Raw genomic sequence first — 19,267 nt, forward strand, 5'->3', positions numbered from 1 at the left:
TTCTGACCTTTAAATATCGATAACTCCAACTTCTTGATGCTTCATACTTCTCACTCTCCTCAAAAGAAATTTCCTTTTCTTAACTATTCCCTATAGTCGTAGCACTTCTCCTGTAAAAAAGCCCGATGCGTTCAACATCGGGCTTTTAACTGGAAAACCAATCTTAGTCTTTGCGTGTTTCCACCAAAATCATTTCGACTGCTGTGTCTTCCACTTCTACTTTAGGCACATCCGAACGGCGTGTTTTAGCAACCGGTTCAGGTTGTGGCTGCGCGGCAAAAGCGGCAACGGCTTGCGGATCGGTTTCAACGAAGATCAAATCGCCCAAGCTCTCAGGCACAACGATTGCGACAGGCGCTGCTTCAGCTACGGCTTCAGTTTGTGTGACAACAGTTTCGGCTGGTGCTTCAACCGATGCAACAGTAGCCGTTGCATTTGGAGACAATACCGCAGCAATGGCTTCTTTGACATTGCTGACTGCAGAAGCAAGCAGGGCTTGTTCGGCATCAGCGCCTTCAGTTTGCGCTACGGCAGGCTCGTCTTCGCTTTCAATCGCAAATACGAATGGCTCTGCGCTGGTCACTTCAGGCTCGGATACTACAATCACCAGCGGCTCGGCTTGATCGCTTTCAGAAGACAATGTCGCATTTGCAGCTTCAACCGTTTCGTTCAAACCCAAAACATGCGCCACAGCAAAGAGAACTTTGTCGGCGGTATCGGTAATGTTCAGGTATTGCTCGATTTTTGCTGAAGACGGAATATTGCGTTTTTTGCTGTTAGAACGGCGGTCGTTGCGGTTGTTGCGCTGACGGTTGTTGCGCTGACGGTTGTTGCAGTCGCGTCCTTGACGGCCGTTGTTTTTCACACCCTCTTCGCTGCGGGCGTTGTCGTCCGCTTCGACTTGCGCCTGTTCGCCATCGGCTTGAACGTTCACGTCCTCAACACGGTTTTCCGCAGGTTGATGACGGTTGCGCTCGTTGCGACTGTTGTTGCGGCGGCGTTTATTGCCGTTTTGTTCCGCTTGGTTTTCAGACGGCATCTCAGCCAGTGCAGCCACTTCCTGAACGTTTACGTCTTCAACCACTTCCTCAACACGATTGCGCTCGTTGTTGCGATCATCGCGGCGGTTGTTACGGTTGCGGTTGCGGCGGGTGTCTTTACGCTCGTCGTTGCGGCTTTCGTTTGATTTGTTTTCTTCAAACTTACTGTCGACAGCTTCGGCATTCACTTCGCGCACTTCGACTTTGCTGCCGTCGTTTTTGTTGTTGCGGCGTGGATTTTGACGGCGGCTGTTTGAACGGCGGTTACTGTTTTGGCTGCGGTTGTTTGTAGTGCGTTTTTCGGCAGGCTCTTGAGCAACTGCGACAGGTGCAGGCTCGCCGCCGAAAATGCGTTTCAACCAAGCTTTGAAGCTGTCCCACCAAGAGGCTTTTTTCTCAGGGGCGACAGTCGGTGCAGGCTGGGTATGGCGTACGCCTTTGACAGCTGGCTCAGGACGGGAAGCTTTGGCTTTTTCGCTGCCGAAAGGTTTGGCGGATTCGTCTTCTTCCGGCTCGGCAACGCGTTTGTAGCTCGGTTCGCCGTCTTCTTCTACGTCATCAATGCGGATGCGGTTGATTTCGTAGTGCGGATTTTCCAAGTGGATGTTTGGAATCAGGACGACGTTCACATCCAAGCGCTCTTCCATCGCAAACAGCTCGGCGCGTTTTTCGTTCAACAGGAAGGTGGCAACATCGACAGGCACTTGTGCGTGTACTTCGCCGGTGTTGTCTTTCATTGCTTCTTCTTGAATGATGCGCAAAACGTGCAGGGCGGTGGATTCGATGCCGCGGATGACGCCTGTACCGGCACAGCGCGGACACGCAACATGGCTGCTTTCTCCCAGAGCCGGTTTCAAACGTTGGCGGCTCAACTCCAAAAGGCCGAAACGCGAAAGTTTGCCCATTTGCACGCGTGCGCGGTCTTTTTTGAGCGCGTCGCGCAGGACGTTTTCAACATCGCGTTGGTGTTTCGGATTTTCCATGTCGATGAAGTCGATGACGACCAAACCGCCCAAGTCGCGCAGGCGCATTTGACGGGCGACCTCTTCGGCGGCTTCCATATTGGTTTTGAACGCGGTGTCTTCAATATCCGAGCCGCGTGTGGCACGCGCAGAGTTGACGTCGATGGAAACCAGGGCTTCGGTATGGTCGATCACAATCGCGCCGCCGGAAGGCAGGCTGACGCTGCGTGAGAACGCACTTTCGATTTGGTGTTCGATTTGGAAACGGGAGAACAGCGGCGTGTGGTCTTGATAGAGTTTCAGACGGCCTACATTGCTCGGCATGACGTAGCTCATGAATTCGGCAACTTGGTCGTAAACTTCTTGATTGTCCACCAAAATCTCGCCGATATCGGGACGGAAATAGTCGCGAATCGCACGAATCAGCAGCGAGCTTTCCATAAAGAGCAGGTAAGGGTCATGGTGTGCTTTGCCTGCTTCTTCAATGGCTTGCCAGAGCTGTTTGAGGTAGTTCAAGTCCCATTCCAACTCTTCCGCGCTGCGGCCGATGCCGGCGGTGCGGGCGATGATGCTCATACCGTTCGGAATGTCGAGTTCGGCCATGGCGGCTTTCAACTCTTGGCGCTCTTCGCCTTCAATACGGCGGGATACGCCGCCGCCGCGCGGGTTGTTCGGCATCAATACCAAATAGCGGCCGGCCAGGCTGATGAAGGTGGTCAGTGCCGCGCCTTTGTTGCCGCGCTCATCTTTTTCGACTTGGACGATAACTTCCATGCCCTCTTTGAGCACGTCCTGAATACGCGCCCTGCCGCCTTCGTAGTCGCGGAAATATGAACGCGATACTTCCTTAAACGGCAAAAAGCCGTGGCGGTCGGTTCCGTAATCGACGAAACACGCTTCCAGCGACGGCTCGATGCGGGTAATGATACCTTTGTAGATATTGCCTTTACGCTGTTCTTTGCCCAGCGTTTCGATGTCCAAGTCCAAAAGGTTTTGGCCATCGACAATGGCAACGCGCAGCTCTTCGGCCTGCGTTGCGTTGAATAACATTCTTTTCATAGTCACCTCGTGAACAGCGGCCGTTTGATTTGTGAATATCTTTTTCAGACGGCCTGTCTGTCCGGTTGGCACTCTTCAAAGGCAAGATGGGAAAATCCCCGTGTAACCAGTATTTGATTTGAAATCCGCAAGGTTGCATGCTTGAACTCAAGCCATGTGCGGACGGATTCGGATAAAGAAGGAAATAAAGAACAATGCGGCGGAAAGGTTGATGGTTCCGCTGCCGTCCGAATGCTGATGCTTCGGACAAAATTAAGGCAGCCTACATCTTCTTATTATCGTAGCGCCGGTAATTTCGGACGGTGCTGCGCGGACTGCGTCTTACGCCCGGCCGGACGGCAGGTTCAATTCAAACTTAATTACGGGATTGCGTTTGCCGGCTTTGAACAAACACAAGGAAATGCTTTGCGGAGTGCGTTTTTAATATAAAATCTCGTTTTAACAATAAATCCGTTTCAGACGGCCTGCGACGGCAGGTTCGAGTCCCGAAACGGACGTTTGGGATTATAGAGAAAATGCACGCAATACGCAAAGATTCAGTCAGCCTGATTGCCGTTGCCGAACACGAGGAAGGCCAACGCCTTGATAACTATCTGATAAAAATCCTCAAAGGCGTCCCGAAAAGCCATATCCACCGCATCATCCGCGCCGGCGAAGTGCGGCTGAACAAAAAACGCTGCAAACCCGACAACCGCATTCAGGCAGGCGATACCGTCCGCATTCCGCCGATACGCACCGCTGAAAAACAAAGGCCGTCTGAAAGCCAGGCCGCGCCGGCACGCGAATTTGACATCGTTTACGAAGACGATGCGCTTTTGGTCATCAACAAACCGTCCGGCGTTGCCGTCCACGGCGGCAGCGGCGTGAGCTTCGGCGTCATCGAACAAATCCGCCGCGCCCGTCCCGAAGCGCGTTATCTCGAACTCGTCCACCGCCTCGACAAAGACACCAGCGGCCTTTTGATGATAGCCAAAAAACGCAGCGCCTTGGTGAAACTGCACGAAGCCATCCGCAACGACCATCCGAAAAAAATCTATCTCGCGCTGTGTGTCGGCAGGCTGCCGAACGACCGCTTCCACGTCAAGCTCCCCCTGTTCAAATACACCGGCGCACAAGGCGAAAAAATGGTGCGCGTCAGCGAAGACGGCCAATCCGCCCACACCATCTTCCGCGTGTTAAACCGTTTTTCAGACGGCCTTTTGCACCAAGTCGGCCTGTCCGACCTAACCTTTGTCGAAGCCACCCTGAAAACCGGCCGCACCCACCAAATCCGCGTCCACCTGCAATCGCAAGACTGCCCCATTGCCGGCGACGAACGCTACGGCGACTATCAAGCCAACAAACGCCTGCAGAAACTCGGTTTGAAAAGAATGTTCCTGCACGCCTCCGAGCTGCACCTTGCCCATCCGCTGACCGGCGAAAAACTGATCCTGAAAGCCCCCCTGCCGCAAGAATTGGCGCAATTTGTTTTAATGCTGGAAAATCAGGAAAAGGCCGTCTAAAAGGAAACCCATGAAACCCAAACTCATCATTTTCGACTGGGACGGCACGCTTGCCGACACCACCAACCCCATCATCCACACCTTTCAGCAAAGCTTTGCCGATTGCGGCCTGCCCGTTCCCGAAGCCGACCAAATCCGTCCGCTCATCGGATACAGCCTCTCCGGCATCATCCGCCGCCTTGCCCACAACGTCAGCGAACACGTTCAAGAAACCCTGATTGAGACCTATGCCGCGCACTACCTCAATCCCAACAATCACAACATGACCCTGTTCCCCGAAGCCCTGCCCTGCCTGCAACGCTTGAAGCAACAAGGCTATTGGCTTGCCGTAGCGACCGGCAAAGGGCGGAGCGGCTTAGACAAAGCCATCGCACAAACCGACACCCAAGCCTTTTGGCTGGAAACCGCCTGCGCCGGCGAATATCCGTCCAAACCCGCACCCGATATGGTACTCGCCCTCTGCGACCGACTGGGTGTTGAGCCGAAAGAGGCCGTCGTCGTCGGCGACACCACCCACGACCTAGAAATGGCCGCCAATGCCAAAATCCGCGCCATCGCAGTCACCACCGGCGCGCACACTGCCAAACAGCTTTCCTCCATGCCCCATGTCGCCATGCTCAACAGCTTGGCCGAATTGCCTGATGTATTGGAAACCTTATAAAAGGCTATGCAACATCTATATTAAAGGCCGTCTGAAACCTATGTTCAGACGGCCTTTAATTTGTTTTATCGATCCGAGCGCACCCTGACAAATGTTGCAAATTTCGGCGTTCCCTTTTGCGTAAAACCACGATAACGGTAAGTAATCAGCGCACCGATTTTCGGCGGATGGTCGCGGTCTTTATCCTTAAAACCGCTGCCGATACGAAACTCGCCATATCGGTTTTTACACCCTACCGCACCCAAACGCCCGACATTGCGCCCTTTGCCCTCATAATGACGCGTTACCGTACATTCATCATCATATTCACTTTTCAGCTTCAACAGCTGCCCATTTCTACCGCTTGCATAACGGGCTTCAGGTTGACGCAGCATCACCCCTTCCCCACCCAGCGCTTCAACTTGTTTCAAAAAATCCAAAGCATGCTGTTTGTCGCGCACCTTGACTTGCGGAATAACCGTAAACCGTGCCGACGGGTGTGATTTCAGCCATTTCGAAGCCGTTTCCAGCCGCTGATACAGATTACCCTGCGCCTGCGGCACATCAAAAACATGCAAACGGATGCCGTCCCAATTTCCCGAGGCAGAACGCACCATCGCGGAAATTTGCTCAAACCGCCCTCGTCTTTATCGTTACAATTTGACATCCCCCATGATTTCATGAATACTGTAAATAAGCAGTACCAAAGATTGGAGGAATTATTATGAGTGGTTCAAGCAAATTTTTCTTTATTTTATCGGGTATTTTAAGCATTATCCTGGGGATATTCTTACTCTTAAATCCCGTTATTAATCTCATGGCTTTTGCCTGGCTATTTTCTATTATCTTTTTTGTCAGTGCAGTCAGCTCCATTATAAATTATTTTATGTTACCCCCTGAATTGCGTAGCGGCTGGTATCTCATCAGCGGTATTATCAATGCTCTATTCGGTATCTTTCTCGTATGCGGCGGATTTGCATTCCTACCGTTAGTATTCCCGATCACAATCGGCATCTGGATGGTAATCGATGCTATCATCATTTTCATTAAATCAAGAAAGTCCGACAGCATGGTATCACTCATGGGACGTAATGCAAAATGGCTTGCACTAATTCTTTTACTATTAGGCCTATTACTCATATTCCAGCCGATTGCTTCCGGTAAGGTATTTATCTACTTTATCGCTTTCGGTTTCTTATTTGACGGAATTTATTCCATCGGTGAGGCTTTTAAAAAATAGAATATAACTAAATAATTACACTATAAGATCGACCAGGTACTGCCAAATAGCTGTCATAAATTACGATGTCTATTTCGTATTTGTGGCAGCTATTTTATTTGTTTTGGCTAGCCGTCATGGTAAATGTATTCGCCTACTACATTTGCAAGTGGTTAGACGCTTTTCTAGCTCTTTTATTTAGCAACTAGCCCAAAACGCTCTAACATTAGCGTAATATGGTTCGCATTACATTATTCATAAGACACTTTTCCAGACTTGCTTTTTTATTATATATGCATAATAACAAAAGGCCGTCTGAAATGTAAACAACATTAAATAAGCATTCCCTAGGAACACCCATGGCACTCCAATTTGAAATCAATGCCGTTACCCCCTTCCGTCAAAACTGCACGTTGATTTGGGATGATGAAACCAAAGAAGCCGTTTTGACCGATGTCGGCGGCGATGTACCCTATTTATTGCAACAAGTCCAAAACAAAGGCCTCAAGCTGACCGCCATTTGGCTGACCCACGGCCATCTTGACCATGCAGGCGGCGTGGTTGAGCTTTTGAAAACCTGCGACGTACCTGTTCTCGGCCCGCACAAAGACGACGAATTCCTGCTCCAAGCCCTTCCGCAAACAACGGCGCAATACGGTTTCCCTGTTTCTCCGTCATTCACGCCGACACGCTGGCTGGAAGAAGGGGAAACGCTCAAGGTCGGCAACCATAGCTTCCAAATCCTCCACATTCCCGGCCACACTCCCGGACAAGTCGTTTTTTACAACGCCGAAAACGGGCTTTTAGTCGCAGGCGATGTTTTATTTTATGAGACCGTTGGTCGCACAGATTTTCCGCGCGGCAATCATGATGACCTCATAAACAATATCCGCGCTAAACTATTAACCCTGCCCGAAACCACGCAAGTTATAGCCGGGCACGGTCGCATGACCAGTATCGAGCATGAGAAAAGGTACAATCCGTTTCTGGTTCGCTAATATGAATGTTGTATAAAGCCAACATTTTGGCATACTCAGATTATGCGCATAAAGGAAAACTGGCATACAATTTGCAGGGATAACACCCGAAAGATTAAGTACCTAATCTCCGGCAAATGCCAAAATGAACTAAAGCACAAAGATAACAAGGTATTACGCAATACAACCTGATTTATCGAAAACTGGACATCTCTAAACCCCAAGCCTTACTCGCAGTGAAATTGTTACAAAGTGACAATAAATGTCAGTCAGGCCGTCTGAACGGTTCTGCCGATTCAGGCGGATACAACGGAGATGAGGCGCAATGCCCTGCCGGAATGTGCCGATGTTCTGTTTGTCAAACCGTCGGGTACATCTTTAAGAAGCACAACATTATTTGGGTAAACCGGCAAACTCGCTGCCGGCACTAACAGGCCGTCTGAAAAGTTCGGCTGGTAAAATCAATAAAAGGATTATCAAATGAAAAAAATCGCAAAAGTGGGCTTCGTCCTGCTGGCTACCGGCCTGCTGGCCGCCTGTGCTACTAAGAGCAAAATCACTCCTGAAGGCACTACCGACGAGCCACGCTTCCCTAAACCTTACTCTCTGACCTTCAACAAAGACCGTGGTACATTCCCGACTTTTGACGAGTTGGATCAAATGCGTCCTGGTCTGACCAAAGACGACATCTACAAAATCCTCGGCCGTCCTCACTACGACGAAGGCATGGTTGGCGTGCGTGAATGGGACTACCTGTTCCACTTCTACACCCCAGGCGTAGGAGTTGACCCTGAAAACACTTCCGGCGTTGAAGGCATCACTACTTGTCAATACAAAGTGATCTTCGACAAAGACAAATTTGCACGCAGCTTCTTCTGGAATCCAGTATTCCCTAAAGATGCTGTATGTCCTCCTCCAGCACCTACACCTAAACAAGAGCCTCAAGTGATCATCCGCGAGATCATTAAAGAAGCTCCTAAACGCATCCGTCAATAAGGACAAATTTGAAACGGATCCTATTGGGTATAGCCTTGGCAGCAGGTCTGAATTCTTTGGCTGCTGCCGATGCTGTCAGTGACTATATCCAGCGTAAAAAAGTTGTGGTCAATACAGCTAAGGCGGAGCTTTGCTTTGCCGATGACGGTCAGTGCCATCCGGTACTGATTGGCAAGACCACGCCGAAAGGCAAATTCAATATGACGCCGATGATGACCAGCAAACCGGGTTACGGTGGCGAGGTTATCGGCTTCAAAGAAGAAAATGACTTTCTGTTTGCGTTACACAGGGTATGGACGCTCAAGCCGCAGGAAAGACGCATGGAACGCATCGCTTCTCCTCATGTGGCCGACCGCATCATAACCAATGGTTGTATCAACGTACAAAATAATGTGTACGAAAAACTGCGTCAGTATTTCATTCTGGAAATCATCTGATGTAAGTCAGTCAAACAAAGGCCGTCTGAAACTTTTCAGACGGCCTTTCTTCTCAAACGAAAATTCAACGGCAATTTGCTTGCTCCGTCAGTACCAAACGAAGAATATTTGACCGCTTCATCCTCAATTCATCCTCAAACCATATCACTTTTTACCATATCCAAAGAACCAACGGTTATTTATGCCGTTTCCCGCCCAATGCTAGAATCGCGCGTTTATATATCGGCTCGCCGAGAAATCAAATAAATAATATAGTGGCAGGAATAGCTTTTATTCCCTGCCCCTTACATACACAAACATCATGACCGATTCTTCTGCCAAATTACCCAATTTGTGGCTGCTGATCGCCGCTGCCGCCTCCATCCTGCTGATTACCATCGGCATGAGGATGACTTTAGGGCTTTTTGTCCTGCCCGTCGTCAACTCGACCGAATTGAGCATGACCCAGTTCAGCCTGATTATTGCCGTTTTCCAATTGATGTGGGGCATATCGCAACCCTTGTCCGGCGCGTTGGCCGACCGTTTCGGCGCGTTTAAGGTTTTAGCCGGCGGGACGGTTCTATTGATTGCCGCCTGTCTGATGGTGCCGCAAATGCCGACTTATTGGGGGCTGATGCTGGGTATCGGTTTATTGTTGGCATTCGGTACGGGTTCGGGCGGATTTTCCATCATTATGGGACAGGTCGCCGCCAAAACGCCGCCTCATCGGCGCGGCTTGGCTTCCGGCCTGGTCAATGCAGGCGGGTCCGCAGGGCAATTTTTGTTCGCGCCGCTGGTTCAAGGTTTGATTGCCCTCCCCCACGTCGGCTGGACGGGGACATTTTACGTTTGGGCAGTCATTGCCATCTTGATTTTGCCGATTTCTTGGTGGCTGGCCGGCGGCAAACATGCTGCTCATACCGTCCATACCGACGACGGCCAAACCCTGAAGCAGGCCGTCTGCAAGGCTTTCGCCAACCGCAGCTATATCTTGCTGCATTTGGGTTTCTTTACCTGCGGTTTCCACATCGCCTTTTTGGTTACCCACCTGCCAACCGAAATTTCACTTTGCGGCCTCCCTGCTACGGTCGCTTCGACCTCCATTGCCATTATTGGTTTGGCAAACATCGCTGGCTGTATTTTTTCAGGCTGGTGTACCGGCAGATTTTTGGGCAAATACGTCCTCTTCGGTTTATATGCTTCGCGTGTCGCCATGATATTGATTTATCTGGCCGCCCCTAAAACCGATTTGAACTTCTATCTTTTCGCCGCCGGACTCGGTTTCACTTGGCTGGCAACCGTCGCCCCCACCGCCGCCATTACCGGCAAACTTTTCGGTACGCGCTACTTGGCCACCCTCTTCGGGTTGACCATGTTGAGCCACCAAATCGGCGGCTTTTTGGGTTCGTACATCGGCGGCATCGTCATCACGCGCTTCAACGATTACGGCTGGATGTGGTACGCCGACGCAGTCTTGGCAGGCACGGCCGCCCTGTTGAATTTACTGATTCATGAACGGAAAGCGGCTGCCGCCTGACGCGGAAACCTTGACATTCTAAGGCCGTCTGAAACGTTTCAGACGGCCTTTGCCTTATTCCATTTTTTATGTTTTATCCACAATCGATATTCCTATCCATTATTTAACACTCTCTTACAAACCCGTTAAAATACTGCCTTTATCATGCTGATTGTCTGACTCTGATGAACTGGTCTTATCTGATCGATGCCATCCCTAAATTTGTCGATGCGGCAAAGCTGACGCTGGAATTGTCGGTATATGGCGTCGTTTTGTCGTTGCTGTTCGGCCTGCCCGTTGCCGTGGTTACGGCATACCGCATCCGCCCCTTCTACGCATTGGCACGCGCCTATATCGAGCTGTCGCGCAATACGCCCCTGCTGATCCAATTGTTTTTCCTGTATTACGGCCTGCCGAAAATGGGCATTAAATGGGACGGTTTCACCTGCGGCGTGATCGCACTGGTTTTCTTAGGCGCAAGCTATATGGCGGAAGCCATCCGCGCCGGTATTTTGGCCGTCCCCAAAGGACAGATCGAAGCGGGCAAGGCCATCGGTTTGAGCCGCTTTCAAGTGTTCCGCTATGTCGAATTGCCTCAGGCATGGGCGGTCGCCGTTCCCGCCATCGGCGCAAACGTATTGTTTTTGATGAAAGAAACATCTATCGTCAGCGCGGTCGGCATTGCAGAATTGTTGTTCGTTACCAAAGACATCATCGGCATGGACTACAAAACCAACGAAGCCTTGTTCCTGCTGTTTGCCAGCTACCTGATCATCCTTCTGCCCGTTTCGCTTCTGGCGCGCTGGGCCGAAAACCGCGTACGGAGTGCAAAATATGGTGTTTGACTGGCTGTTTGAAGGACAAAACGCGGCACGCTTGGGCGAAGGCCTGTTGTTAACGGCGCAGATTTCCCTGGCCTCCGTTGCCGCTTCCTGCGTATTGGGTACGCTGTTCGGCTTGGTTTTGCGTTCGCGCAACCGGCTCATCCGCTTTATCGGACGGTTTTATCTCGAAACCATCCGAATCGTGCCGATTTTGGTGTGGCTGTTCGGCCTGTATTTCGGCCTATCCGTCTGGACAGGCATCCACATCGACGGATTTTGGGTCTGTGTCTGGGTATTTACCATGTGGGGTATCGCCGAAATGGGCGATTTGGTCCGCGGCGCATTGGAATCGATTGAAAAACACCAGGTCGAATCAGGCCTGGCACTCGGCTTGAGCCGCGGGCAGGTATTCCGCTACATCGAGCTGCCGCAAAGCATCCGCCGCGTATTGCCCGGCGCCGTCAATCTGTTTACGCGCATGATCAAAACCAGCTCGCTCGCCTCCCTTATCGGCGTCATCGAAGTCGTCAAAGTCGGCCAGCAAATCATCGAAAACTCGCTGCTGACGCAACCCAATGCTTCATTTTGGGTTTACGGCCTGATTTTTATGCTGTATTTCTTCTGTTGCTGGCCGCTGTCGCTGCTGGCGGCAAAACTTGAACAAAAATGGGAACACTGACATGGCTTTACTGAGCATCCGCAACCTGCACAAACAATACGGCAACGTAACCGCCATTCAATCCTTAGACTTGGACTTGGAAAAAGGCGAAGTCATCGTACTGCTGGGCCCGTCCGGCTGCGGCAAATCCACCCTCCTGCGCTGCGTCAACGGTTTGGAGCCGCACCAAGGCGGCAGCATCGTGATGGACGGGGTCGGCGAATTCGGCAAAGACGTTTCCTGGCAAACCGCCCGGCAAAAAGTCGGCATGGTCTTTCAAAGCTATGAACTGTTTGCCCACATGACCGTCATCGAAAACATCCTCTTAGGCCCGGTGAAAGTACAAAACCGCAACCGCGCCGAAGCAGAGGCACAAGCCGACAAACTGTTGGAACGCGTCGGCCTGATCGACCGCAAAAACGCCTATCCGCGCGAACTCTCCGGCGGCCAGAAACAACGCATCGCCATTGTCCGCGCCCTGTGCCTGAATCCGGAAGTCATCCTGCTGGACGAAATCACCGCCGCACTCGACCCCGAAATGGTGCGCGAGGTTTTGGAAGTGGTTTTAGAACTCGCCCGCGAAGGCATGAGCATGCTCATCGTAACCCATGAAATGGGGTTTGCCCGCAAAGTTGCCGACCGCATCGTCTTCATGGACAAAGGCGGCATCGTCGAATCGACCGACCCCGAAACCTTCTTCTCCGCCCCGAAAAGCGAACGCGCCCGCCAATTCTTGGCAGGCATGGACTACTGATTTTATTTTCAGGCCGTCCAACCCTTTTTCAGACGGCCTCCACTTTCAACCAAACATTTGAAAAGGAAACACTCATGCAATTGAACGCCAAATTCAAAGCCCTCCTCGCCTCCGCCGCCATCGCCGTCGGCCTGACTGCTTGCGGAGGCGGCTCCGGCGATGCCCAATCTTCACAAAGCAGCGGCGCAGCAACCGTTGCCGCCATCAAAGAAAAAGGCGTCATCCGTATCGGCGTATTCGGCGACAAGCCTCCGTTCGGCTATGTTGACGCCAACGGCAAAAACCAAGGCTTTGACGTTGAAATCGCCAAAGACCTGGCCAAAGACCTGCTCGGCAGCCCCGACAAAGTCGAATTCGTCCTGACCGAGGCCGCAAACCGCGTCGAATACGTCCGTTCCGGCAAAGTCGACCTCATCCTCGCCAACTTCACCAAAACACCCGAACGCGCCGAAGCCGTCGATTTCGCCGATCCTTACATGAAAGTGGCCTTGGGCGTAGTTTCCCCCAAAGACAAACCGATTACCGACGTTGCACAATTGAAAGACCAAACCCTTCTGGTCAACAAAGGCACCACCGCCGACGCCTTCTTCACCAAAAGCCATCCTGAAGTCAAACTGCTGAAATTCGACCAAAATACCGAAACCTTCGACGCGCTGAAAGACGGCCGCGGCGTAGCACTCGCCCACGACAACGCCCTGCTGTGGGCATGGGCAAAAGAAAACCCGAATTTTGAAGTCGCCATCGGCAACCTCGGCCCTGCCGAATTCATCGCCCCGGCTGTTCAAAAAGGCAACACCGACCTCCTGAACTGGGTCAACGGCGAAATCGCCGCCATGAAAAAAGACGGCCGTCTGAAAGCCGCCTATGAAAAAACCCTCTTACCCGTGTATGGCGAGAAAGTCAAACCGGAAGAATTGTTGGCGGAATAAACCGACTATTTTCTCGGCAAAAAGTCACTTGGCCGTATTTCAGCTATCCGATTTGTGATTAATTTAAACAAATATCATATCCAACAACAGGCCGTCTGAACGTGTTATCGATACCTTCAGACGGCCCATTGTTTAAAAACGAATAACATGATAACCTTTTAATAACGGATGAAATAATTCGTCCGATATTTCTACAAAGCAAAAAGGAAACTATGATGAACCGTCGTCAATTTATCGGCAGCGCCGCTGCTGTCTCTCTCACCGCCGCCGCTTCTTTTGCCCGTGCTCACGACCATGCACACCACGCCGGTCATGCTGGTCACGCGCACTCTGCACCGCGCGCCTACGAAGCTGCGCGCAAAGCGGCCGCACATTGCGTTGAAGCCGGTCAAATCTGTTTGGCGCACTGCATTGCCCTGTTGAGCGAAGGCGATACCTCCATGAAAGACTGCGCAGCCGGCGTTAACCAAATGCTGGCACTGTGCGGCACCTTGCAAAACCTCGCCGCCCAAAATTCACGCCTGACTCCGTCTTTGGCAAAAGTGTGCATCGAAGCCTGCAAACAATGTTCTGCCGCCTGCAAAGAACACGCCGGCCACCACGCTGAATGCAAAGCCTGCTACGAATCTTGCTTGGCTTGCATTAAAGAATGCGAAAAAATTGCTGCTTAATCAATATTAAAAAAGGCCGGCTGAATTTCAGACGGCCTTTTATTTTGCTATTTTGTTTACGCTATTCGGCTGCAAGCTCTTGCTCATCAAGCAGATTTTTCCGAACAATCGCAGGATTGCCCGCTGCCACGCAATAAGGCGGCACATCTTTAGTAACCACCGAACCTGCGCCGATTACCGCACCCTTACCGATGGTAACGCCGCCCATGATAATCGCACGTCTACCAATCCAAACATCGTCTTCAATCACAATCGGGCGAATGTCCGTATAGCCTTCAAAGCGGCGGGTTTCAGGGTTGAATTTGTGGTTGGTTGAATAAAACAGGCATTCCGGTCCCATCATCACGTTCTTGCCGAGGGTCAGGCCGTGGCAGATTTCGCAATTGACGCCGATACCCGAATTGTCGCCGATTACCGTATCCGGAAAAACATATCCGCCTTTTTCAATATTGACGTTTCTTCCGATGTTTGGGGAAATGCACGCAGCCAAAGCGGCGCGGAATTTTTGCGCAATTCTGCCGAATGGTTTGCAATAAGACGGAGGCAACATTCCTCCCCAGACACGCAAAATACGCGTCAATATCCTTTTTTGCATGGATTCCGTCTCCTGTTCGTAAAAGCGTAAATATTAATCAGACTATTATTTTTCTTAAAGTTTCACATCTAGAAGAGGTTTTACATCCTCTTTTCAGTTGAATTACAGCCCGATTACACAATATTTGGTTTGAAACTCTATTCTAAACTGTTCTCGCCTGTTGCGAAACTGCCCGCTACGCAAAATATCCGCTTGACGAAACAGCCAAAAATAGCGAAAATCCCACGCTTAACTGAAGTACAGGCAAAACCCCTGTGCCCGCTTAATCGAAAGGAAATCAAATGAAACAAGGTATTCACCCGAACTACCACGAAATCAACGTTACCTGCTCTTGCGGCAACAAATTCGTGACCAAATCCGCAATGGAAAAAGACAGCTTCAACGTTGAGGTTTGCTCCCTGTGCCACCCTTTCTACACCGGTACTCAAAAAATCGTCGACACTACCGGTCGTGTGGACAAATTCAACAACAAATTCGGCAACCTGTTCAAACGCTAATTGCCGCTTTGTCAAAAAGACTGCTTCGTGCAGTCTTTTTTGCATTCAGGCCGTCTGAAATATTTCTTTCAGACGGCCTGAGCTTTTTGTCGTCAACCGAATACCATATCATTCCAAACACCCGATAAAAACGAGCCATAAGCATTATTTTACAAAGCTCTCCGGTCCGGCATATCGCGCAAACCTGTCAAACCCTGTACCATTACTATTCAAACTAACCGTTTTTTGACCTTCCATGCTGACTTACACACCGCCCGATCCGCGCCGCCCCCAAAAAACCCATGAAAAACCATGGCTTCTGCTGCTGATGGCCTTTGCCTGGCTGTGGCCGGGCGTGTTCTCGCATGACTTGTGGAACCCTGCCGAACCCTCCCTCTTTACCGCCTCCGAATCCATGAAAAACGGCGGCAGCCTGTTGGTTGCACAAATCTTCGGCCAACCCGACTTCACCATCTCCCCTGCTTTTTTGTGGGTGGCAACCGCATTCCAAACCCTGTTTTCGCCTTGGGCGGCCGATGCCTATGATGCCGCGCGTTTTGCCGGCGTGGTATTCACCACCATCGGACTGACGGCCTGCGGATTTGCTGGTTTCAACTTTCTCGGCAGACATCACGGCCGCAGCGTTGTCTTAATCCTTATCGGCAGCATCGGTTTGCTGCCCATCGCCCACTTCCTCAATCCCATGTCGGCCGCTTTTGCCGCGTTTGGATTGATTCTGTGCGGCTTTTCACTGGCACACCGCCGCGTCATTATCGCCATTTTGTTGTTGTGCGGCGGTTGGGTTTTACTCTCCCTTTCCTCAGGCTATCTGCTGACCGCGGCCATGATGTTTTTGGCACTTGCCCTATCGTTCCATTCTACTTGGCAAAGCAAACGCTATCTGCTGACCCTGATTGGCGCCATCGTCGTTTCCCTGCCCCTACTGATTCTGTATCCGCTGGTTTTATCAAAAACCAATCCCGAATGGTTTGATATTTGGTTCAACCATTATTCCTTAGGCGTATTCGGCGGCTTCCATCAGATTCAGACGGCCTTCAACCTGCCCTATTATCTGAAAAACCTGCTGTGGTTTGCCCTGCCTGCCTGGCCGCTGGCAGCATGGACGCTCAGCCGCACGCGTATCCACGATAAAAATTGGGGCATTCTGAGCCTGTCGTGGCTGGTTATCATGACAGCCCTGCTCGCCATCAATCCTCAACGCCTGCAAGACAACCTCGTTTGGCTGTTGCCGCCGCTTGCCCTGCTCGGCGCGGCACAACTGGACGGCCTGCGTCGCGGTGCAGTGGCATTTATCAACTGGTTCGGCATCATGGCATTTGGTCTGATTGCCGTCTTCCTGTGGCTGGGCTTCTTCGCCATGAACTACGGCTGGCCTACCAAACTGGCCGAACGCGCCGCCTATTTTAGCCCGTATTACATCCCCGACATCGACCCGATTCCGATGGCAGTCGCCCTGCTGTTTACCCCATTGTGGCTTTGGGCGATTACGCGTAAAAACATCCGCGGCCGCCAAGCCGTCACCAACTGGGCGGCCGGCGTGACCTTGGCTTGGGCTTTGCTGATGACCCTGTTTTTACCGTGGCTCAACGCCGCCAAAAGCCATGCGCCGGTGGTACACCAAATGGAAGCCGCGCTTTCTTTCGAATTGAAACAGAAACTTTCAGACGGCCTCGAATGTATCAGCATCGACGGCCAAGACCAGCGCACACGCATCGCGTGGACACAATACAGCCATATTAAAACCACGACCGACAACGCCTCCTGCCGCTACCGCCTCATCCGTCAAGCCGCCAACATCGGCGCACCTTCGGGTTGGCAGACCTTGTGGCAAGGCGCAAGACCGCGCAACAAAGCCGAGACTTTCCTATTCTTAGAGAAAACTTCAGCGCAATAAATCCGTGACACTAGCCATAAAGCTGAATATTCCTGCTACATTCAAATAAAAGGCCGTCTGAAAGAACTTTTATCCTTTCAGACGGCCTTTGACTTACTTTAACACCGCTTCCCGTACAATGGCCCTTTTCCCTTATCTGCCTAAAAATATGAAACCCAACCGCCTTTTGCCCTTCGTCCTCTTATTGACTGCCCTCTCCGCCCATGCCAAAGATTTCATTATCTACGACCGCATGGACTATGTCGGCAAACCCGACCTTACTGCCGACAAACTCTCCAAAGTGTTCTTGGTTTACGAAAGCGAGCTGGTCAAACCCGATCCGACGGGCAAACTCAAACACGGCGTACTCAACGAAGCGCGCATCCGTGAATTGGCCAAACAATCGCGCCGCGAAGGCTACCGCACCATTTCCACCGACATCGAAAGCTGGTTTGCCGAAAAAGACGGCCAACTGCTGACCCCCGACGAATTGAAAACCGACTTCGCGCGAATGTACCAAATCTTCAGAGAAGAAAACCCGCGCGCCGTCATCAGCAACTACGGCATGCCTTCCGAACACCTGCACGGCATCCGCCACTACCGCCCCAACGTTGACAACGAAACCATCTTGGCCAAATGGCGGCAAGTCAGTAAACGCCGTGCACCCACCGCCGCCATCAGCGACTATGCCAATCCCGTGTTCTACATCACTTCCCCCGATTTGGTGCAATGGGAAAAAGACGTGAAAACCGCCGTTGACGACATCCACCAACGCTTTCCCAACAAAAAAATCATCGGCTACATTTGGCCGCAATATTATTCGGCCACCAACAGCCCTTATTTCAAGCAATTCATCGACCCCGCCCGCTGGCGCAAAATGCTCGAAATCAGCAAAAAATACACCGACGGCGTGATTATTTGGTCGGACAAGCGCGATGAAAACAACCAAATCGTGCGCTGGAACGATCCGCGCATCCAAGCCACGATGAAGGCGACCCAAGCCTTCATAAATGCCAATGCCAAAGAAATCAAGGTAGAAGGTTTGCAAAAATATTAAAAACAAGGCGGGCATGTTTGCCCGCCTCTTTATATACCTACACAGCTGTCTGTATGTTTGACACAACACGCTGCAAAACGACCGTACCACCAACGCTTCTGCATTCTTTCACACGTTTTTACCCGTTATTCTTAAGCACAGGCCGTCTGAAAATTGCCCGAATATCCAATACCCTTTACAATACCCGTAATTAAAATACATTTTTCGACACCCCTCTCCTGCATGAGTTCCACACCCTTCATCGAAATGAAAGACGTTGCCTTCGCATATGGCGACCGTCCTATTCTGAACAACATCAACTTCAGCATTCCACAAGGCAATTTCGCCGCCGTAATGGGTGGTTCGGGCAGCGGTAAAACCACGCTGATGCGCCTGATTACGGGTCAAATTCACCCACAATCGGGAAAAGTGCTGATTGAAGGGCGAGATTTGGCCGCATTTTCGGCGCAGGAGCTGTACGAACACCGCCGCCGCATGGGCGTTTTGTTCCAACACGGCGCATTGTTCACCGACTTATCCGTCTTCGACAACATCGCCTTCCCCATGCGCGAGCTGACGGATTTGCCCGAAGCAGTCATCCGCGATTTGGTGGTGTTGAAACTGAATGCAGTCGGTTTGCGCGGTGTTGAAAACCTGATGCCTTCCGAGCTTTCCGGCGGTATGTCGCGCCGCGTCGCCCTTGCGCGTACGATTGCGCTCGACCCTGAAATCATGTTGTATGACGAGCCTTTCACCGGCCTCGATCCGATTTCGCTGGGCGTTATCGCCCACCTCATCAGCCGTGCCAACAAAGCCCTGCGCTCGACCAGCGTCATGGTAACACATGATATTGAAAGGTCACTGGAAATTGTCGATCAAGTCATTTTCTTGGCACACGGCGAAATCATGTTCTCCGGCTCGCCCGAAGAAATGCGCGAACTCGACTCGCCTTGGGTGCGCCAGTTTGTCGGCGGCTTGGCAGACGGCCCCGTCGCCTACCGCTATCCGGCGCAAACGACTTTAAAACAAGACTTGCTGGGCTGATGTTCAGACGGCCTGAAACTTAAACAAGGCCGTCTGAAAACCATTTAACCAATCAACTG

At 51.4% G+C, this 19,267-nt stretch carries 18 protein-coding genes and 1 pseudogene; 16 read left to right on the forward strand and 3 right to left on the reverse strand.

Features of this window, described 5'->3' with window-relative positions; translation table 11 throughout:
* Window positions 1-163: 163 nt before the first annotated feature.
* Window positions 164-3,061, reverse strand: coding sequence for an Rne/Rng family ribonuclease (locus HMPREF2871_RS05710; protein ID WP_039861875.1), 2,898 nt, complete (start codon window positions 3,059-3,061; stop codon window positions 164-166).
* Between the two features lie 515 nt (window positions 3,062-3,576).
* Here HMPREF2871_RS05710 and HMPREF2871_RS05715 point away from each other — a divergent pair.
* Window positions 3,577-4,563: an RluA family pseudouridine synthase gene (locus tag HMPREF2871_RS05715; RefSeq protein WP_070629693.1), complete on the forward strand. Its 987-nt coding sequence runs from the start codon at window positions 3,577-3,579 to the stop codon at window positions 4,561-4,563.
* A 10-nt stretch (window positions 4,564-4,573) separates the two neighbouring features.
* On the forward strand, window positions 4,574-5,224 hold the full coding sequence (locus HMPREF2871_RS05720; RefSeq protein WP_070629695.1) for an HAD-IA family hydrolase: 651 nt from the start codon (window positions 4,574-4,576) through the stop codon (window positions 5,222-5,224).
* A gap of 65 nt (window positions 5,225-5,289) precedes the next feature.
* On the opposite strand, the pseudogene HMPREF2871_RS05725 reads toward HMPREF2871_RS05720, so the two are convergent.
* Window positions 5,290-5,847, reverse strand: a pseudogene (locus tag HMPREF2871_RS05725) (DNA ligase); the annotation flags it as partial.
* Window positions 5,848-5,927: 80 nt separating this feature from the next.
* Here HMPREF2871_RS05725 and HMPREF2871_RS05730 point away from each other — a divergent pair.
* The 10 genes from HMPREF2871_RS05730 to HMPREF2871_RS05775 all read left to right on the forward strand — a co-directional run bounded on the left by HMPREF2871_RS05730 (window position 5,928) and on the right by HMPREF2871_RS05775 (window position 14,163).
* A complete protein-coding gene (locus tag HMPREF2871_RS05730; RefSeq protein WP_070629697.1) occupies window positions 5,928-6,443 on the forward strand; it encodes a DUF308 domain-containing protein in 516 nt (171 codons plus the stop codon).
* A gap of 338 nt (window positions 6,444-6,781) precedes the next feature.
* Complete coding sequence (locus HMPREF2871_RS05735) at window positions 6,782-7,420, forward strand: MBL fold metallo-hydrolase (RefSeq protein ID WP_070629698.1); 639 nt, start codon at window positions 6,782-6,784, stop codon at window positions 7,418-7,420.
* 459 nt (window positions 7,421-7,879) lie between these two features.
* Window positions 7,880-8,395, forward strand: a complete 516-nt coding sequence (locus HMPREF2871_RS05740; RefSeq protein ID WP_049332857.1) for an outer membrane protein assembly factor BamE — start codon at window positions 7,880-7,882, stop codon at window positions 8,393-8,395.
* 8 nt (window positions 8,396-8,403) lie between these two features.
* Window positions 8,404-8,832, forward strand: coding sequence for a hypothetical protein (locus HMPREF2871_RS05745; RefSeq protein WP_049332858.1), 429 nt, complete (start codon window positions 8,404-8,406; stop codon window positions 8,830-8,832).
* Between the two features lie 301 nt (window positions 8,833-9,133).
* Window positions 9,134-10,348 carry an MFS transporter gene (locus tag HMPREF2871_RS05750; RefSeq protein ID WP_049344972.1) on the forward strand — a complete coding sequence of 405 codons (1,215 nt, stop codon included), beginning with the start codon at window positions 9,134-9,136 and terminating at the stop codon, window positions 10,346-10,348.
* Between the two features lie 164 nt (window positions 10,349-10,512).
* Window positions 10,513-11,172, forward strand: coding sequence for an amino acid ABC transporter permease (locus HMPREF2871_RS05755; protein WP_003748035.1), 660 nt, complete (start codon window positions 10,513-10,515; stop codon window positions 11,170-11,172).
* Window positions 11,162-11,830, forward strand: coding sequence for an amino acid ABC transporter permease (locus HMPREF2871_RS05760; protein WP_049344971.1), 669 nt, complete (start codon window positions 11,162-11,164; stop codon window positions 11,828-11,830). Before HMPREF2871_RS05755 ends, HMPREF2871_RS05760 begins: the two co-directional genes overlap by 11 nt.
* A gap of 1 nt (window position 11,831) precedes the next feature.
* A complete protein-coding gene (locus tag HMPREF2871_RS05765; protein WP_049344970.1) occupies window positions 11,832-12,563 on the forward strand; it encodes an amino acid ABC transporter ATP-binding protein in 732 nt (243 codons plus the stop codon).
* A 74-nt stretch (window positions 12,564-12,637) separates the two neighbouring features.
* Window positions 12,638-13,492 (forward strand): amino acid ABC transporter substrate-binding protein, encoded by an 855-nt coding sequence (locus tag HMPREF2871_RS05770; RefSeq protein WP_036492138.1) that lies wholly within the window; start codon window positions 12,638-12,640, stop codon window positions 13,490-13,492.
* 215 nt (window positions 13,493-13,707) lie between these two features.
* The gene (locus tag HMPREF2871_RS05775) at window positions 13,708-14,163 is read left to right on the forward strand and encodes a four-helix bundle copper-binding protein (protein WP_049335818.1); all 456 of its coding nucleotides are present in this window, start codon (window positions 13,708-13,710) and stop codon (window positions 14,161-14,163) included.
* Between the two features lie 61 nt (window positions 14,164-14,224).
* Here the strand turns inward: HMPREF2871_RS05775 and HMPREF2871_RS05780 are convergent, their stop codons facing one another.
* A complete protein-coding gene (locus tag HMPREF2871_RS05780; protein ID WP_049335816.1) occupies window positions 14,225-14,758 on the reverse strand; it encodes an acyltransferase in 534 nt (177 codons plus the stop codon).
* Window positions 14,759-15,039: 281 nt separating this feature from the next.
* Between HMPREF2871_RS05780 and rpmE the strand changes: the two genes are divergently transcribed.
* The 4 genes from rpmE to HMPREF2871_RS05800 all read left to right on the forward strand — a co-directional run bounded on the left by rpmE (window position 15,040) and on the right by HMPREF2871_RS05800 (window position 19,208).
* On the forward strand, window positions 15,040-15,255 hold the full coding sequence (gene rpmE, locus HMPREF2871_RS05785; protein WP_003681847.1) for a 50S ribosomal protein L31: 216 nt from the start codon (window positions 15,040-15,042) through the stop codon (window positions 15,253-15,255).
* A 235-nt stretch (window positions 15,256-15,490) separates the two neighbouring features.
* Window positions 15,491-17,149 (forward strand): ArnT family glycosyltransferase, encoded by a 1,659-nt coding sequence (locus HMPREF2871_RS05790; RefSeq protein ID WP_049335814.1) that lies wholly within the window; start codon window positions 15,491-15,493, stop codon window positions 17,147-17,149.
* A 148-nt stretch (window positions 17,150-17,297) separates the two neighbouring features.
* Complete coding sequence (locus HMPREF2871_RS05795; RefSeq protein ID WP_224783382.1) at window positions 17,298-18,185, forward strand: hypothetical protein; 888 nt, start codon at window positions 17,298-17,300, stop codon at window positions 18,183-18,185.
* A 222-nt stretch (window positions 18,186-18,407) separates the two neighbouring features.
* Complete coding sequence (locus HMPREF2871_RS05800) at window positions 18,408-19,208, forward strand: ABC transporter ATP-binding protein (RefSeq protein ID WP_049344969.1); 801 nt, start codon at window positions 18,408-18,410, stop codon at window positions 19,206-19,208.
* The last annotated feature ends 59 nt before the right edge of the window (window positions 19,209-19,267 follow it).

Source organism: Neisseria sp. HMSC067G12 (assembly GCF_001812725.1).
Classification (GTDB): Bacteria; Pseudomonadota; Gammaproteobacteria; order Burkholderiales; family Neisseriaceae; genus Neisseria; species Neisseria perflava.

What these genes read in the sequence shown, in the direction of transcription:
- HMPREF2871_RS05770 (WP_036492138.1), top strand. Translation starts at nt 12,638, where the DNA reads ATGCAATTGAACGCCAAATTCAAAGCCCTCCTCGCCTCCGCCGCCATC.
- HMPREF2871_RS05740 (WP_049332857.1), top strand. Translation starts at nt 7,880, where the DNA reads ATGAAAAAAATCGCAAAAGTGGGCTTCGTCCTGCTGGCTACCGGCCTG.
- HMPREF2871_RS05760 (WP_049344971.1), top strand. Translation starts at nt 11,162, where the DNA reads ATGGTGTTTGACTGGCTGTTTGAAGGACAAAACGCGGCACGCTTGGGC.
- HMPREF2871_RS05755 (WP_003748035.1), top strand. Translation starts at nt 10,513, where the DNA reads ATGAACTGGTCTTATCTGATCGATGCCATCCCTAAATTTGTCGATGCG.
- HMPREF2871_RS05790 (WP_049335814.1), top strand. Translation starts at nt 15,491, where the DNA reads ATGCTGACTTACACACCGCCCGATCCGCGCCGCCCCCAAAAAACCCAT.
- HMPREF2871_RS05750 (WP_049344972.1), top strand. Translation starts at nt 9,134, where the DNA reads ATGACCGATTCTTCTGCCAAATTACCCAATTTGTGGCTGCTGATCGCC.
- HMPREF2871_RS05780 (WP_049335816.1), bottom strand. Translation starts at nt 14,758, where the DNA reads ATGCAAAAAAGGATATTGACGCGTATTTTGCGTGTCTGGGGAGGAATG.
- HMPREF2871_RS05710 (WP_039861875.1), bottom strand. Translation starts at nt 3,061, where the DNA reads ATGAAAAGAATGTTATTCAACGCAACGCAGGCCGAAGAGCTGCGCGTT.
- rpmE (WP_003681847.1), top strand. Translation starts at nt 15,040, where the DNA reads ATGAAACAAGGTATTCACCCGAACTACCACGAAATCAACGTTACCTGC.
- HMPREF2871_RS05720 (WP_070629695.1), top strand. Translation starts at nt 4,574, where the DNA reads ATGAAACCCAAACTCATCATTTTCGACTGGGACGGCACGCTTGCCGAC.
- HMPREF2871_RS05800 (WP_049344969.1), top strand. Translation starts at nt 18,408, where the DNA reads ATGAGTTCCACACCCTTCATCGAAATGAAAGACGTTGCCTTCGCATAT.
- HMPREF2871_RS05775 (WP_049335818.1), top strand. Translation starts at nt 13,708, where the DNA reads ATGAACCGTCGTCAATTTATCGGCAGCGCCGCTGCTGTCTCTCTCACC.
- HMPREF2871_RS05715 (WP_070629693.1), top strand. Translation starts at nt 3,577, where the DNA reads ATGCACGCAATACGCAAAGATTCAGTCAGCCTGATTGCCGTTGCCGAA.
- HMPREF2871_RS05730 (WP_070629697.1), top strand. Translation starts at nt 5,928, where the DNA reads ATGAGTGGTTCAAGCAAATTTTTCTTTATTTTATCGGGTATTTTAAGC.
- HMPREF2871_RS05795 (WP_224783382.1), top strand. Translation starts at nt 17,298, where the DNA reads ATGAAACCCAACCGCCTTTTGCCCTTCGTCCTCTTATTGACTGCCCTC.
- HMPREF2871_RS05765 (WP_049344970.1), top strand. Translation starts at nt 11,832, where the DNA reads ATGGCTTTACTGAGCATCCGCAACCTGCACAAACAATACGGCAACGTA.
- HMPREF2871_RS05735 (WP_070629698.1), top strand. Translation starts at nt 6,782, where the DNA reads ATGGCACTCCAATTTGAAATCAATGCCGTTACCCCCTTCCGTCAAAAC.